Origin of the sequence: Arthrobacter sp. FX8 (assembly GCF_026723805.1) — a bacterium.
Classification (GTDB): domain Bacteria; phylum Actinomycetota; class Actinomycetes; order Actinomycetales; family Micrococcaceae; genus Arthrobacter.
Genome location: NZ_CP113505.1, coordinates 279,638 through 294,653 on the forward strand (window position 1 = coordinate 279,638; position 15,016 = coordinate 294,653).

The 15,016-nt window shown below is 65.6% G+C and carries 13 protein-coding genes; 5 read left to right on the forward strand and 8 right to left on the reverse strand.

The genetic code is table 11. The annotated features are described in order from the left end of the window. Nucleotides 1-5: 5 nt before the first annotated feature. Both OUO20_RS01230 and OUO20_RS01235 read right to left on the reverse strand, forming a co-directional pair. Nucleotides 6-1,208 carry a TerC family protein gene (locus OUO20_RS01230; protein WP_018771382.1) on the reverse strand — a complete coding sequence of 401 codons (1,203 nt, stop codon included), beginning with the start codon at nt 1,206-1,208 and terminating at the stop codon, nt 6-8. A gap of 37 nt (nt 1,209-1,245) precedes the next feature. Beyond that, nucleotides 1,246-2,982: a RecQ family ATP-dependent DNA helicase gene (locus OUO20_RS01235; protein WP_268002657.1), complete on the reverse strand. Its 1,737-nt coding sequence runs from the start codon at nt 2,980-2,982 to the stop codon at nt 1,246-1,248. A 250-nt stretch (nt 2,983-3,232) separates the two neighbouring features. Here OUO20_RS01235 and OUO20_RS01240 point away from each other — a divergent pair, with 250 nt between their 5' ends. Beyond that, entirely contained in the window at nt 3,233-5,560 is a 2,328-nt protein-coding gene (locus tag OUO20_RS01240) for an FdhF/YdeP family oxidoreductase (RefSeq protein WP_268002658.1), read from the forward strand. A 13-nt stretch (nt 5,561-5,573) separates the two neighbouring features. Here OUO20_RS01240 and OUO20_RS01245 read toward each other — a convergent pair whose 3' ends face one another. Both OUO20_RS01245 and OUO20_RS01250 read right to left on the reverse strand, forming a co-directional pair. Beyond that, nucleotides 5,574-5,903, reverse strand: a complete 330-nt coding sequence (locus OUO20_RS01245) for a DUF6457 domain-containing protein (protein ID WP_268002659.1) — start codon at nt 5,901-5,903, stop codon at nt 5,574-5,576. Between the two features lie 26 nt (nt 5,904-5,929). Continuing rightward, nucleotides 5,930-6,904 carry an aldo/keto reductase gene (locus tag OUO20_RS01250; RefSeq protein WP_268002660.1) on the reverse strand — a complete coding sequence of 325 codons (975 nt, stop codon included), beginning with the start codon at nt 6,902-6,904 and terminating at the stop codon, nt 5,930-5,932. A gap of 312 nt (nt 6,905-7,216) precedes the next feature. Here OUO20_RS01250 and fdhA point away from each other — a divergent pair, with 312 nt between their 5' ends. From fdhA to OUO20_RS01270, 4 genes are all read left to right on the forward strand, one after another. Beyond that, a complete protein-coding gene (fdhA, locus tag OUO20_RS01255) occupies nt 7,217-8,428 on the forward strand; it encodes a formaldehyde dehydrogenase, glutathione-independent (RefSeq protein WP_018771377.1) in 1,212 nt (403 codons plus the stop codon). 113 nt (nt 8,429-8,541) lie between these two features. Then, complete coding sequence (locus tag OUO20_RS01260; protein WP_268002661.1) at nt 8,542-8,895, forward strand: GNAT family N-acetyltransferase; 354 nt, start codon at nt 8,542-8,544, stop codon at nt 8,893-8,895. Nucleotides 8,896-9,038: 143 nt separating this feature from the next. Further along, nucleotides 9,039-9,989, forward strand: a complete 951-nt coding sequence (locus tag OUO20_RS01265; RefSeq protein ID WP_144601322.1) for a serine hydrolase — start codon at nt 9,039-9,041, stop codon at nt 9,987-9,989. A gap of 67 nt (nt 9,990-10,056) precedes the next feature. Next, nucleotides 10,057-11,418: an MFS transporter gene (locus OUO20_RS01270; RefSeq protein ID WP_056389364.1), complete on the forward strand. Its 1,362-nt coding sequence runs from the start codon at nt 10,057-10,059 to the stop codon at nt 11,416-11,418. 44 nt (nt 11,419-11,462) lie between these two features. On the opposite strand, the gene OUO20_RS01275 is transcribed toward OUO20_RS01270, so the two are convergent. The 4 genes from OUO20_RS01275 to OUO20_RS01290 all read right to left on the reverse strand — a co-directional run bounded on the left by OUO20_RS01275 (nt 11,463) and on the right by OUO20_RS01290 (nt 14,983). Next, on the reverse strand, nt 11,463-11,879 hold the full coding sequence (locus OUO20_RS01275; RefSeq protein ID WP_056389367.1) for a hypothetical protein: 417 nt from the start codon (nt 11,877-11,879) through the stop codon (nt 11,463-11,465). Between the two features lie 130 nt (nt 11,880-12,009). Beyond that, nucleotides 12,010-13,299, reverse strand: coding sequence for a hemolysin family protein (locus OUO20_RS01280; RefSeq protein ID WP_268002662.1), 1,290 nt, complete (start codon nt 13,297-13,299; stop codon nt 12,010-12,012). A gap of 52 nt (nt 13,300-13,351) precedes the next feature. After that, complete coding sequence (locus OUO20_RS01285; protein WP_018771372.1) at nt 13,352-14,110, reverse strand: SDR family NAD(P)-dependent oxidoreductase; 759 nt, start codon at nt 14,108-14,110, stop codon at nt 13,352-13,354. 27 nt (nt 14,111-14,137) lie between these two features. After that, on the reverse strand, nt 14,138-14,983 hold the full coding sequence (locus OUO20_RS01290) for a fumarylacetoacetate hydrolase family protein (RefSeq protein WP_018771371.1): 846 nt from the start codon (nt 14,981-14,983) through the stop codon (nt 14,138-14,140). Between the last annotated feature and the right edge of the window lie 33 nt (nt 14,984-15,016).

The window sequence follows — 15,016 nt, forward strand, 5'->3', positions numbered from 1 at the left end:
GGGCGTCAGCTCTCGGCTGCGGCAGCCCGGACCTGGGCTTTGTCGTGCTCCGCGTGGGCGTTGCGCAGCAGCTCCATGAACTCGGTTTCGTTGCGGACCAGCCGCTTGTACTTCTCGGGAAGCTTGCGGATCTGGTTTTCTTCGCGGCACATCTTGGCGAAGATCTTGTCGCGTTCGGCCATGTCCGTCTCGTAGTTGAGGTCCATGTATTCCGTGGCGTGGCGCCGCGCCCCGGACACCGCGTTCTTGGCCTTGCCCTTGGGGCTGAAGATGGACGCCAGGATGGTCACCACCAGGACACCCAGGATGACGCCCAGCGAGACAACGGTGCTGACCTCCACCACGTTGACGTGCTTGCCGTCGTTGATGAAGGGAAGGGTGTTCTCGTGCAGGGCGTGCAGGATGAGCTTCACGCCGATGAAACCCAGGATGACCGCCAGGCCGTACGAAAGGAAGATCAGCCGGTCCAGCAGGCCGTCAATCAGGAAGAACAGCTGGCGCAGGCCCATCAGCGAGAACGCGGTGGCGGTGAACACGATGAACACGTTCTGGGTGAGGCCGAAGATGGCCGGAATTGAATCCAGGGCGAACAGGATGTCCGTGCCGCCGATGGCCACCATCACCAGCAGCATCGGCGTCAGGACCCGCTTGCCGTTCTCCACCGTGAAGAGTTTGTCGCCGTCGTAGTGTTGCGACGCCGGCAGGAGCTTCCTGGCGAGCCGGACCACCAGGCCTTCGGAGTCGTCGTCGTGGCTGTCGGGTTTGAGCAGGTTGCCGGCGGTGAGCAGCAGGATGAGCCCGAAGATGTAGAACACCCAGGCAAAACTGTTGATCAGTGCCGCGCCCAGGAAGATGAACGCCGTGCGGGCGATCAGGGAGAACACGATGCCGAACAGCAGCACCTTTTGCTGGTCCGCGCGGGGCACCTTGAAACTGGCCATGATGATGAGGAAGACGAAGAGGTTGTCCACTGACAACGCCTTCTCCGTCACGTAGCCGGCAAAATATTCGGTCCCCATGTCGGGTCCGCCGAACACCAGTACGGCCAGCCCGAACAGCACGGCAATGCCCACGTAGATCGCGGACCAGGTGGCGGATTCCTTGAGGGAGGGCGTGTGCGCCTTACGGACGTGGAAGAAGAAGTCGAAGGCCAGCAGCCCCACGATTCCCGCAATGGTCAGGGTCCAGATATAAGCAGATACTTCCACGCGGCGGGCCTTTCGTCGGAGGGTCCCTCCAGCCTACCTAAGCGGGCTTCAGGAGTTCGTGCTCCATGACGGCGGTCCGGGACAGCGTCTTGTAGCCCTCCTGTTCAAAGAGCACCGTGATGACGTCATCCTCGTGCCGCATCACCAGGCCGGGCCCCCACTCCTTGTGCACCACCGCGGACTGCAGCGGGAAAGGCTCGGCGGCGGCGGAAGCCGGCCCGCCGCCGTCGGACGCCTTGCCCGGCTGTTTCTTCCCCTGCTTTTGCTTGGCGTGGGACTTCTTTCCCGCCTTCCCCTCGTCCAGCTGCCCCGCGTCCCCCGAAGCGGCAGCAGCGCACCCGTCGCAGTTTCCGCACGGCTCCGGCAGGTCCTCGCCGAAGTAGCCCAGCAGGAACTGCCGCCGGCAGCCGTCCGTCTCCGCGTACGCACGCATCATGGTCAGCCGGGACTGGTCCACGCGCTGCCGGGCTTCGGCGAGTTCGACGGCGTCGTCCACCAGTGCGGGCAGCTTGGCTTTGGAGGTCAGCCGGATGCCCCGCTTGCCTGTGCTGACGGCGCCAACCTCCTCCAGCTGGTTGATGAGTCCCGTGATGCGGCGGCCGGGTAACCCGGTGAGCTCGGCCAGGGACGCCTTGGGCGCGGGAACCTTGGCGGCCTTGAGGATCTTCAGCACAGCCAGGAGGGAACCGGGGTCGGGGGAGTGGGTGCCGAAGAACTTCCGCAGGCCGAGGTCCTCGGAGCGGTAATGCAGCACGGCGGATGCGGGGTCGCCGTCCCTGCCTGCCCGTCCGATCTCCTGGTAGTAGGAGTCCAGCGACTCCGGAATGTCGGCATGCACCACGAACCGGACGTTCGGCTTGTCTATGCCCATGCCGAACGCCGTGGTGGCAACCACGACGTCCAGCTGGTCAGCCAGGAACAGCTCATGGATGTGTTCCCGATCCCTCGCGGAACGGCCGGCATGGTACGCCTCCGCGCGCAGCCCCTCCTTGACCAGCTTGGCCGCGTATTTCTCCGTGTCCTTCCGGGTGGCCGCATACAGCAGGCCTCGACCCTTCCCGGCCAGCTCCGCCACCTGCTCAAGGACGGCCTTGCGCTTGCCCTTGTCCTCATGGTGGCGGACCACATCGAGGCTGATGTTGGGCCGGTCGAAGCCATGGACCAGGACCAGTGGCTGGTTCATGCCCAGCCGCTCCACGATCTCGTCCCTGACCGGCGGGGAGGCCGTAGCGGTCAAGGCAGCCACGGGCGGATTGCCCAGCTGTTCCCGGACATTGCCGAGGGCGAGGTAGTCAGGTCGGAAATCGTGGCCCCAGGAGGAAACGCAGTGGGCCTCGTCCACCACGAAGAGGGAGATGCCCAGGGCTTTGATCCGGTCTACGGTTGACTGCTTGGCCAGCTGTTCGGGGGCGAGGAACAGGAACACGGCCTGGCCATCCTCGGCGGCCTGCCATGACGCCTCGACTTCGGCGTCTCTGTGCGAGGAGTTGATGGCCACAGCGGCATCCGGCCCGAGCGCCTGGGCCAGGCCGTCCAACTGGTCCTCCTGCAGGGCAATAAGCGGTGAAACCACGACGGCGGGACGTCCGGTGGTCCTGTGCAGGTGCAGGGCGGCGACCTGGTAGATGGCGGATTTGCCATATCCGGTGGGCATCACGGCCAGGACGTCGCGGCCGTCCGCAAGGGCTGCCATGCCGGCCAATTGGCCGTCCCGCAGGTGGGGCAGCGAGAAGGGTGATTCAGCAAGGGCCCGGAGGGCTGGTTCGTCGGCCATGGAAAGCGGCTCCGCACAGAAGAAACTGCGGCCGCTTGCTTCAGCCGTAGGAACCACCCTACGCCAGCCCCGCGCCGCCGTCGTAAACCTTCGGGCGTATGTGGAAAAGCAGGACGGACAGAGTGTCAGCCCACGGGCCTGCCGGCCGGCGGCCGTCCTTGACTTCAGGGGCAGCCTCAACAACTGTGGAAATTACCGAAACGGCTGGGCAGCAGGCGCATCTGGGACCGGCAAGCAAGGAGAACCCAACGTGGCGCGCGAAAACCCGAAGGTCGAAGAACCCGACGAATCCGAACTTGAGGTGAGCGGCCATCCCAAGACCTGGGCTGCCGGCGTGCCCGGCGTCTACCACTCGATGCAGCCTGCCCTCAAGCACATGGGCGTGGAGCGCTCGCGCAAGACCCTGCTGGCGCTGAACCAGAAGGACGGCTTTGACTGCATGAGCTGCGCGTGGCCCGACCCGGGCCACCGCAAGACCTTCGAATTCTGTGAGAACGGGGCCAAGGCGGTCACCTGGGAAGCCACCCCTGTGGTGGTCGGAAGCGAATTCTGGGCCGGGCATCCCGTCAGCGAACTGCGCCGGCGCACCGAGTACTGGCTGGGGATGCAGGGCCGGCTCACCGAACCGGTGTACAAGCCCGCGGGGGAGGACCGCTACCGTCCGGTCAGTTGGGAGGATGCCTTCACGATCATCGCGGACAAGCTGAAGTCCTTGCCCAACCCCAACCAGGCAACGTTCTACACCAGCGGCCGCACCTCCAACGAGGCCGCCTTCCTGTACCAGTTGTTCATCCGGGCCTACGGCACCAACAACCTGCCCGACTGTTCCAACATGTGCCACGAGTCCTCGGGCTGGGGCATGGGCCAGACCATCGGCGTGGGCAAAGCGACCGTCTCCTACGACGACTTCGGCAAGGCCGACCTGATCATCGTCATGGGCCAGAACCCGGGCACCAACCACCCGCGCATGCTGACGGCACTGGAAGAAGCCAAGGAGGCCGGCGGCCACATCGTCGCCATCAACCCGCTGCCCGAGGCCGGACTGATGCGGTACAAGAACCCGCAAAAGGTCAAGGGCGTCATCGGCCACGGCACCCAGATTGCCGACCAGTTCCTGCAGGTGCGGATCGGCGGGGACATGGCCCTGTTGCAGGCCGTTTCGAAACGGGTGCTGGATGCCGAGGATGCCAATCCGGGCAACGTCCTGGACCACGCCTTCCTCCAGGAACACTGCGAGGGGCTGGCAGAACTCCGGGCGCACCTGGCCAACCTCGACGAAGCTGTGGTCCTCGAAGCCACGGGTCTGCGCAGCGGGGAAATCGATGAACTGGCGGCCCGCTACCTGGCTGCGGACAAGGTCATCATCACCTGGGCCATGGGCATAACCCAGCAGAAAAAGGGCGTCGCCACCATCAAGGAGATCATCAACCTCCTGCTGCTGCGCGGCAACATCGGAAAACCCGGCGCCGGGGCTTCCCCAATCCGCGGCCACAGCAACGTCCAGGGTGACCGCACCATGGGCATCTGGGAACAGATGCCGCCTGCCTTCCTGGACGCCCTGGGCAAGGAGTTCAGCTTCGAACCGCCCCGGGAACACGGCGCGGATGCCGTGGAAACCGTCCGGCAGATGCGCGACGGTGGCATCAAGGTCTTTGTGGGGCTTGGCGGCAACTTCGTGGGCGCGATGTCGGACACCTCAACGGCCGAGAGCGCCATGGAGAACACCGAACTTTCCGTGCAGATCTCCACCAAGCTAAACCACTCGCATGGAGTCGCCGGGGCTGAAGCGCTCATCCTGCCAACCTTGGGCCGGACGGAGATCGACCGCCAGGAAACCGGGCCGCAGTTTGTTTCAGTGGAGGATACCGTCTGCGCGGTGCACTCTTCCCACGGCACGGTGGAACCGGTGGGACCCAACCTGCTGTCCGAGGTGGCGATCATCTGCCGGCTGGCCCAGGCGACGCTGGGAGACACCATCAACGCCGACTGGGCCGGCTTCGAGAAGAACTACGACCTCATCCGGGACCACATCTCCCGCGTTGTCAACGGGTGCGGGGACTACAACCGCAAGATCCGGCAGGACGGCGGCTTCGTGCTGCCCAACGGCCCGCGGGATTCACGGACTTTCCACACTCCCACCGGCAAGGCCATCCTGACGGTCAACGAACTTGAGCACGTGGAACGCCCCGCCGGCACCCTGATCCTGCAGAGCATGCGCTCGCATGACCAGTTCAACACCACCATCTACGGCAACAACGACCGTTACCGTGGCATCAGGAAGGGTCGCGAAGTGGTTTTCGTCAACCCGGCAGACCTTGCCGAACTGGGGCTGGCCGACGGGCAGCGCGTGGACATCCGCGGCGTATACAAGGACAACGTGGAACGGGTCCTCTGGAACTACCGCGTGGTGTCCTATCCGTCCGCGAAGGGCTGTGCCGCGGCGTACTACCCCGAGGCCAATGTCCTGGTTCCGCTGGACAGCGTGGCCGAGGGCAGCCAGACACCCGTGTCCAAGGCGGTCATCGTCCGCCTGGAGCCGGTGAAGGTACTGGAGGACGAGCCCACCGCCGCGGGCTGACTGTCCTCGCCGGCTATTGACCGGTGTCCGCCCACCCGCTGCCCGCCGGCCCGCCGTGGGCGCCGTCGTCGATCAGCTGGAACGCCACCTTGGCAGCCTTCTCGATGGCTGCAGCAGCGGCTTCCCTGTTCCCGGCGCTGCCCGTGCCTGCCTCCAGCGCTGCCGCGTAGCCCACCAGGAACGTGGTGACGGGGGCGGCGGCATGGATCACGTTCTCGGAGGATTTGCGGGCCAGGTCAAGGAGCATCTCCTGGTCCATGTTGAGGTCAAGGATCTGCAGTGCCTGGGCCAGCCGGTGGCTCCACTGGTCCAGCACCCGTGCTTCGTCGTCGTTCATTGCCATGGTTCTCCTTAGCGCCGTTGGTGCGTTTACGTGTCGATGGTGGACATGTTGGGGTAGCGGGCGCCGGCAGTTGTCCCGGCCGGTGCCAGCTGGTCCAGCAGCTCAAGCTCGTCCTGGCTGAGTTCGATGTCCACGGCGCCCAGGTTCTCGCGCAGCCGTTCACGTTTCTTGGTGCCCGGGATGGGGACGATATGTTCCCCCTGCGCCAGCAGCCAGGCGAGGGCCAGCTGGCCGGGAGTGCACTGTTTCCTGTCGGCCAGCTCCCTGACCCGGTCCACGAGTTCCAGGTTGCGGGTGAAGTTGTCGCCCTGGAAACGCGGGGAGTGGCGGCGGAAGTCGTCCTCGGCGAAATCGTCCACGCTGCGGATCTGCCCGGTGAGGAACCCACGGCCCAGCGGGCTGTAGGGCACAAAACCGATGCCCAGTTCCGCGAGCACGGGAAACACCTTGGTTTCAGGCTCCCGCTCCCACAGCGAATACTCGGTTTGCAGGGCGGTGATGGGGTGCACGGCGTGGGCCCGCCGGATGGTCGCGGCGGATGCTTCGGACAAGCCAAGGTGCCGGACTTTTCCGGCCTGGACCAGTTCCGCCATGGCGCCAACCGTGTCCTCGATGGGAACGGTCTTGTCCACCCGGTGCTGGTAGTACAGGTCGATGTGGTCCACGCCCAGGCGCTGGAGGCTGGCGTCGCAGGCGGACCTGACGTATTCGGGGCGGCCGTTGATGCCCACCCAGGAACCGTCTTCGCGGCGCTCGTTTCCGAACTTGGTGGCCAGGACCGCTTCTTCGCGGCGGCCGGCGATGGCGCGGCCCACCAGTTTTTCGTTGGTGAAGGGGCCGTACATGTCCGCTGTGTCCAGCAGGGAGCCGCCGGCATCCAGGAACTCGTGGATGGTGGCGATCGACTCCTGCTCATCGCCGTCGCCGTAAAACTCGCTCATGCCCATGCAGCCAAGGCCCAGGGCGGACACTGTGAGTTGTCCAATGGTGCGCGTTTTCATGGGTGCTCCTCAACGGTAGAACGTGTTCGGAAACCAGCCGGCAGCGTCGTTTCCAGGGCAGCGGAACCGGTTGGTGCAGCGTACGCCACTATAGGGGTTTCCCTCATGGATTGCTCCCCTAAACAAGGGGCTTCATACCCCTAGACCCCTTGGGGGGCCGTGCCTAGACTGGGCGAATCCCCACCCGGAACCGTTGCCTGACCACTTCACATATCAGGACGCACAAATCGGCCAGGGCTGTTCCCCTCGCGGGATGTGCCACCCAACCAGATCACGGCCGTCCCACCGGACGCCTGACTACAGGAGCGATAGATGACAGGGAACAAAGCCGTTGCCTACAAAGAAGCCGGCAAGGTGGAAGTAATCGACATTGACTATCCGACGTTTGAGCTCAAGGACGGGCCAGGCGTCAACCCCGCGAACGTGGGACGCCCGGTCAACCACGGAGTGATCCTCAAAACGGTGGCCACCAACATCTGCGGATCGGACCAGCACATGGTGCGCGGCCGCACCACGGCTCCGCCCAACCTGGTGCTGGGCCACGAGATCACCGGCGAAGTGGTGGAGGTGGGCCGCGATGTCGAGTTCATCAAGGTGGGCGACCTCTGCTCGGTGCCGTTCAACATCGCCTGCGGCCGCTGCCGGAACTGCAAGGAGCGCAAGACCGGCATCTGTTTGAACGTGAATCCCGCGCGCCCCGGCGCCGCGTACGGCTACGTGGACATGGGCGGGTGGGTCGGCGGCCAGGCCAACTACGTTCTGGTGCCGTACGCAGACTGGAACCTGCTGAAGTTCCCGGACAAGGACCGGGCCATGGAGAAGATCATGGACCTGGCCATGCTTTCGGACATCTTCCCCACAGGGTTCCATGGCGCAGTCACGGCAGGGGTGGGCGTCGGTTCCACCGTGTACATTGCCGGGGCCGGTCCCGTGGGTCTTGCGGCAGCTACCAGCGCGCACCTGTTGGGGGCCGCCGTCGTCATCGTGGGCGACATGAACGAAGACCGGCTGGCACGGGCGCGCAGCTTCGGCTGCGAAACAGTGGATCTGACCAAGGGCGATCCGAAGGACCAGATCGAGCAGATCCTGGGCGTCCCTGAGGTGGACTGCGGCGTCGACGCCGTGGGATTTGAAGCGAAGGGCCACGGCCACGATGCCAAGGAGGCGCCGGCGACGGTCCTGAACTCCCTGATGGAGCTCACGGCCGCTGGTGGAGCCCTTGGTATCCCCGGCCTGTACGTCACGGGCGATCCGGGCGGCATCGACGAGGCCGCCAAGAAGGGCGCACTGTCACTGAGCCTCGGCACCGGCTGGGCAAAATCGCTGAGCTTCACCACTGGCCAGTGCCCGGTGATGAAGTACAACCGGCAACTGATGATGGCCATCCTGAATGACAGGGTCAACATCGCCAAGAACGTCAACGCCAAGGCCATCCCGCTGGAGGAGGCACCGAAGGGCTACGCGGAGTTCGACGCCGGCGCAGCCACCAAGTACGTCCTCAATCCCAACGGCTACTTAAGCTGACGCGGCGGCGGGCGGGGATGCCACCAAGGGCCCTTTGCTTGCGGAAATAACTGTTGCCCGGGCCGGGTTAGGCTTTGCACGGGCAACACAAACCGCAAACGAAGGAGTTTCCCTTGAGTGACATGACCGTCCGCCACAATCCCGGGCGCGAACGCTTCGAGATCCTCGACGCCGGCAACGTGATCGGCAAGGCGGTGTACAAGGAGTACGACGGCGGGGAGTCGCCGCAGCGGATTTTCTACCATACGGTGATCAACGAGGAATACGGCGGGCAGGGCCTTGCCGGGCGGCTGGCCACGGCTGCCCTGGACAGCACGGTCCAGGCCGGGAGCAGCATCATCCCGGTATGCCCGTTCATCAAGAAGTTCCTTGCAAAGCACCCGGAATACTCGGCCAACGTGGTGCCTGTGGCGCCGGCGCACCTGGAATTCCTGGACAGCGCGCTGTCCGCCCGCGCCCGCGGCTAGCGCATCCCTATTACAGCCGGCGGAACACCCCGCAAGCCTTCAGGAAGCTCCCAACCGCCGGTGATTTAATCAGCATCTGTCAGCGCGGCTCACCGCCGCGCTGGTGTTGTTTTTGATTGCCGAGGCGGGACAGGAGCCCTTGTATGTCCGTGCACCCCATGGTGCCCACACCAGGCCGCGGTGCTCCGCTGCAACCGCCGGGCAGGCCATCAAACGGCAAGCCAGCTCCGGGCAGGAACCGGGGCCACAGAAGGCTGCTGTGGCTGGCCCTTGCGGTAGTACTGGTCATCGTCGGGACCATCACCCTGGCCGTGGTCCGGTCCGAGCCACCCACCGGTGCCGTGGTCCCCACCCAGCCGGCCGTACCCGCAGCGCCGGTGGCGGCAGCTCCGCCGTCGTTGCAGGACAGCGTGGACGACATCCTCAGTGACGCGGCCGAATACCGGATTGGGCTGGCGCTCGCCGATGTGTCCGGAGGTGCGGAACGGACGTTCGGCGACCAGGACACGTTCACCGCGGCCAGCACGGCCAAGATCCTCACTGCCGCCGCCTACTATCACCTGGTGGAAAACGGGCAGGCGGGCCTGGAGGATCCCATGGGCGACTACGACGCCGCGTTCCAACTCAAAGCCATGGTCAACGACAGCAACAACGACTCCTGGCTGTTGCTGATGGATGCCGTGGGGTACCCGCAGTTGATCGCCTACGCGGGCTCCATCGGCGTCACCTACGACCCCGAAGAAAACCTGCTGACCGCGGCGGACATGGCCCTGATCCTGAAGAAGCTCTATGCAGGCGAACTCCTGGACAAGGACAACACGGCGCAGCTGCTCAGCTACATGCAGGACACCAACAACGAGGACCTCATCCCGGCGGGATCACGGTCCGGAGTGGACGTCTACCACAAGTACGGGGAAGTGTCCGGGGAACTGCACGACGCCGCGCTCCTGAGCTACCGCGGTTCGACCTTCGCCCTGGTCATCTATACGGAGAACCCCGCCGGCGGGGCGGATGAGGGCCAGGCCGAGGTGATCCGGGACCTGACCAGGGCGGTGGAGGACGCACTCTTCCCGGTGGGAGTGGCAGGAAAATAGCGCACGCCACACCGGCCAGGAGCCCGCCGAGTCGCCCGCGGTGGAAGCTTTAGGCCAGACTGTTACCGTGAGCAACAACCCCCGGACTGCCCTGGCCGTCGCCGGACTCAGCCTGGGCACGGCACTGAACCCACTGAACTCCTCCATGATCGCCGTGGCCCTGGTGGTGCTGCGCGCCGACTTCGGGCTCGACGTTGCTGCCGTCACCTGGGTGGTCACCTCGTTCTACCTGGCCTCCGCAGCCGGGCAGCCGGTGATGGGCCGGCTCGCCGACCGGTTCGGCCCGCGGCGGATGTTCATGCTGGGCATGGGGCTGGTCGCCGTCACCTGCGCGCTGGCCCCGCTGGCCCCGAACTTCGCGCTGCTGTGCGTGGCACGGGCGGTCATGGCTCTGGGAACTGCCACCGCATATCCCAGTGCCGTGGTGATGGTGGGCGCTCTGGCGCACCGGGCCAAGGTGGACTCGGCCCGCCCGCTGGGCCGGCTGCAGATGGCCAACACGTCCGCAGCCGCGGTGGGCCCGGTGGTCGGTGGCCTGCTGGTGGGCTTCGTGGGCTGGGAGTCGCTGTTCCTGGTCAACGTCCCGCTGGCACTCGCGGCGTTGCTGACCGTGCGGAAGGCCGCACCGCCGGACCAGGTCCGGGAGCGCGGCAGCGTGGCGGAACTGGTGCGGGACTCCGACGTCCCGGGGATTGCCGGGTTCATCGCCGCCCTTCTCCTGGTCATGATGGCTGCGCTGAACGTCGCGCCGGACTACCGGTGGTGGATGCTGGCCGCCGGAACCGTGGTCGCGGGGCTGTTTGCCTGGCGGGAGCTGCGCTTCGCCAAACCCTTCCTGAACCTGCGGCTGCTGGGCCGGAACCGGCCGCTGATGCTCGTGTACCTGGCGTTCGCCGTCTTCAGCAGCGTGTACTACTTCGTCTTTTTCGGCCTCCCGCAGCTGCTGCAGGAAGCCGGCGGTTACGACCCCGGCGTGGTGGGGCTGCTGATGCTGCCCCTGGCCGGCATGTCCGTGGTAGCCACCCCGTGGGCAGTCTCCGCCATGGGAAGGTTCGGTGTCCGGCGGGTGCTGCTTGCCGGCGTCGTCCTTTTGACCGTGGTGGCGGCGCTCATGTGGCTGCTGACCGGCACGCTGGCCATCCCCGTTGTGGTGGTACTGACCGCGCTGATGGGCATCCCGTACGGCACGGTCAGCATCGCCTCCAACCAGGGCATGTTCGTGTCCACCCGGCCGCAGGACCGCGGGGTGGCGGCCGGGATCTACCAGACCTGCCGCTACGTGGGCGCGATCACCGCCACCGTGATGATCGGCGTGTTCGCATCAGGCGGGGTGCACCAGGACAGCTGGATGCGGATGGTGCTGGCCATGCTGGTGCTCTGTGCCGTGACGTTCGGGATCTCCGTGTTCTGGCGGCAGCAGAAGGCCTAGGTGCCTTGCGCGGGTGCCCCCGGAAAGGTGTGTCCAGCCTGCGCTCACCTGCAGTAATACACCTCACGGTTGTACAGGAGCCGGTCCCTGACCTGTTGGCTGTCTTCCCGGTCGGTGCACCGCCCGGTGGTCTGCGCGTAGTGCTGGCCCACTTCGATGGACTCCCCATTCCGATCGAGGCTATGGGTATTGATCCGGGTCCGGACGGTGGAACCGGCTGACTGATCGTCCGGATAGGTGCTGGAGGAGTTGTACGACGACGATTCCAGGCCGCTGGGTGTGGAGACGTCAGTGCTGACTGTGACACCTGAATGGCAGAACCGGGGATCGCTGTAGGTGCCGCATTCGCCGGGCTTGCTGACTTGCGCGCCATCGCTGCTTGCTGCCTGTGCCGGTCCCGCAAAAGCCGCAGCGGCCAGCGCCACTGCGGTGCCAATAAGGGCGGTGCGTTTCGTGAACATCCTTATTCGTCCTGCCTGCCGGGGGTATGGAGAGCTCCAATTCTGGCCGCCGCCCCATCCGCCCCCTAGGGCCATTGGTCCCCGATGCCGGCCCTTGGCGCAGGATCAGGCTGGGGTGAGCAGCCAGGGGCTAAGTGCGTGCCACCGGCGTGACCCGGATCCGGGCAATCCGTAACCGGTCCATGCTGAGGACCGTCAACACGTACCCCGGTATCTGCACCCGGTCGCCTGCCTTTGGGAGGCGGCCCAGGCGGTCCATCACGAACCCGGCCACCGTTTCGTAGTGCCCCTCCGGGAGTTCGATTCCGGCGGCGGCCTTGAACTCCTGCAGGATCAGGCCGCCGTCCACGTCGATGGTTCCGTTGGCCACGTTGACCCGGTCCTCGTGCTCGGCGCCGGTGTCGTATTCGTCGTAGATCTCGCCCACCAGTTCCTCCACCAGGTCTTCGAGCGTGACCACGCCGTCGGTGCCCCCGTACTCATCCACCACCAAAGCGATGTGCTGGTTGGTCTTGCGCATCCGTGAGAGGGAGGGGAGCACGCGGTTGGTGCCGGGCAGGGGCAGGATCTCCCGGGCGATGTCCCGCACGGGCGAATGGTCCTGCACCTCGTCGCGGGGCATCAGGTCGCGGATGTGGACGAAGCCCAGGACGTCATCCGGGCTGCGCCCGATCACCGGAAACCGTGAGTACGGGCCGTCCCTGACCATCCGGCGGGCGTCCGCCACCGTCATGGCGCCGTCAATGAACGTCACTTCCGTGCGCGGGCGCATCACCTCCTGCAGCGTCCGGTCCCCGGCGCCGAACACGTCGGCCAGGATGTGGCGGCTGCTCTCTTCGAGGAGTTCGTTCTCGGCCACCATGTCCCAGAGCTCTTCGGAACTGATGCTTTCCCGCTTGACGCGCGGGTCGCCGCCAAAGAGCCTGACCACGGCGTCCGTCGAGACCGACAGGAGCCAGATGACCGGCCGCATGGCATGCGACAGGGCAATCAGCGGCGGGGCCAGGATGCGGGTGAAGGCAACAGGGCTTTGCAGCGCCAGCCTCTTGGGGGCGAGTTCGCCCAGGACCAGGGAAAGAAAAGCCACCAGCAGGGTCATGCCGATGAAGGACACGGGCCCGGCAGCCGCACCAAGTCCGAGGGCTTCAAGGAGGGGTACGACGGCGGGAGCGATCGCCGAGGCCCCATACGCCGCCGAGAAGAATCCGGACAGGGTCACGCCGATCTGGACCGTGGAGAGGAAACGGTTGGGGTTGCGGGCAAGGGCGGCAGTCCGGGCGCCGGTGTCCCCGGATTTCTCGATGCGGCGCACCTGGCTTTCGCGCAGGGAGACCAGTGCGATTTCCGCCGCCGCGAACACCCCGCCCAGCAGCACGAAACCGAGAACCAAAGCGATATTAACCAGGGTGCCGCTGTCCATGACACGACCTTACCCAGCCGCGGACCCGCCGGCGCCTGCCTTCGTGTCGAAGTCAGGACGCCGCGGGGCGGGGCCGAAGCCGGAGTGCCTGCATACCGCCGTCAACAGCCAGGTCCACTCCCGTGGTGGACCCGGCGAGGGGGCTGGCCAGGTATGTGACGGCTGCAGCGACCTCTTCCGGGCAGACGAGCCGGCCGTGCGGCTGACGGGCCTCAAGGGCGGCCCGCTCGGCCTCGGGGTCTGCCGCTGTGGACAGCAGGCGAGCGATCCACGGAGTGTCAGCGGTACCCGGGTTTACGCAGTTGACCCTGATCCCTTCCTGAAGGTGGTCGGCAGCCATGGCCAGGGTGAGTGACAGCACAGCACCCTTCGTTGCGCTGTAGAGGGCGCGTTGGGGCAGGCCTGCGGTAGCCGCGACGGAGCAAGTATTGACGATCGCCGCGTGGGAGGACCGGCGCAAGTACGGAAGGGCGGCCCTTGAAACGCGGACTATACCCATCACATTGATATCAAACACACGGTGCCACTCGTCGTCGTCGTTGGATTCAATGGTGCCCTGTGCGCCCACTCCGGCGTTGTTGGCCAGGATGTCGATCCCGCCCAGCTGCTCTGCTGCCTGCCGTACGGCCCGCCGGACAGAGCTGTCATCCGAGACGTCGCACTGAATTGCTGTGACCCCTTTCGGCGCCTGCTCGGGGCGGAGGTCCAAAACCGCCACTGCTGCGCCGCGCTCCTGCAGCAATTGGGCCGTTGCGGCCCCTATTCCGGAGGCTCCGCCGGTGACGATTGCCTTGAGTCCCGCAAACTCCATTGTCTGGTCCTTTCGTGGTCGGGCTACCTAGCCCTGGAAGAATTCCTGGCGCTGGCGGCCGAGTCCCGCTACTTCAATTTCGACGACGTCCCCGGCTTTCAGGTAAGGAAAGCGCCCGGACAGGGCGACCCCCTCCGGAGTGCCGGTGCAGATCAGGTCCCCTGGCTCAAGGACCAGGAATTGGCTGAGATCGTAGATCACCTGCTCCACCCCAAAGATCAGGTCACGGGTGGAGGAGTCCTGGCGGATTTCACCGTTGACCCAGCTCCGTAACTGCAGGTCGCCGGCGTCCACTTCATCCGGGGTAACCAGGTACGGGCCGGTGGGGCAGAATCCGGCGCAGCTCTTTCCCTTGGACCACTGGCCGCCGGACACCTCCAGTTGGAATGTGCGCTCGGACAGGTCATTGACGGTGACGTAGCCGGCGATGTGGTCGCGAGCCTGTTCGGGGGACTGCAGATAGGAAGCCTGCCGCCCGATGACCACTCCCAGCTCGACCTCCCAGTCGGTCTTGGTGGACCCGCGGGGAATCGCCACAGCATCGAACGGGCCTGCCACCGTGTTTGGGGCCTTATGGAAAATGATGGGCACCGACGGAGGAGCGGCCCCTGACTCGGCCGCATGGGCCGCATAGTTCATGCCCACGCATATGACCGATGACGGCCGGGCGATCGGGGCGCCGATCCGGGCACCATCAACTGCGATCTCTGCCAGTTCCCCGGCGGCTAGGGCTGCCGCTGTGCGCACCGGTCCGTCGGATTCCCAGAAGCCGGCATCGATGTCCGCCGCCACCTGTTCGAGGGAGTAGTACTTCTGGTGGTGCAGGACGGCTGGTACTTCCTTGCCTGGCTCGCCAATTCGTGCGAATTGCATGGTCCTTCTTTCGCTAATTGATGCTGTTGGGTT

Coding starts and splice junctions, on each gene's coding strand:
- OUO20_RS01235 (WP_268002657.1), bottom strand. CDS start 2,982: ATGGCCGACGAACCAGCCCTCCGGGCCCTTGCTGAATCACCCTTCTCG.
- OUO20_RS01280 (WP_268002662.1), bottom strand. CDS start 13,299: ATGGACAGCGGCACCCTGGTTAATATCGCTTTGGTTCTCGGTTTCGTG.
- OUO20_RS01275 (WP_056389367.1), bottom strand. CDS start 11,879: ATGTTCACGAAACGCACCGCCCTTATTGGCACCGCAGTGGCGCTGGCC.
- fdhA (WP_018771377.1), top strand. CDS start 7,217: ATGACAGGGAACAAAGCCGTTGCCTACAAAGAAGCCGGCAAGGTGGAA.
- OUO20_RS01265 (WP_144601322.1), top strand. CDS start 9,039: ATGTCCGTGCACCCCATGGTGCCCACACCAGGCCGCGGTGCTCCGCTG.
- OUO20_RS01290 (WP_018771371.1), bottom strand. CDS start 14,983: ATGCAATTCGCACGAATTGGCGAGCCAGGCAAGGAAGTACCAGCCGTC.
- OUO20_RS01285 (WP_018771372.1), bottom strand. CDS start 14,110: ATGGAGTTTGCGGGACTCAAGGCAATCGTCACCGGCGGAGCCTCCGGA.
- OUO20_RS01250 (WP_268002660.1), bottom strand. CDS start 6,904: ATGAAAACGCGCACCATTGGACAACTCACAGTGTCCGCCCTGGGCCTT.
- OUO20_RS01245 (WP_268002659.1), bottom strand. CDS start 5,903: ATGGCAATGAACGACGACGAAGCACGGGTGCTGGACCAGTGGAGCCAC.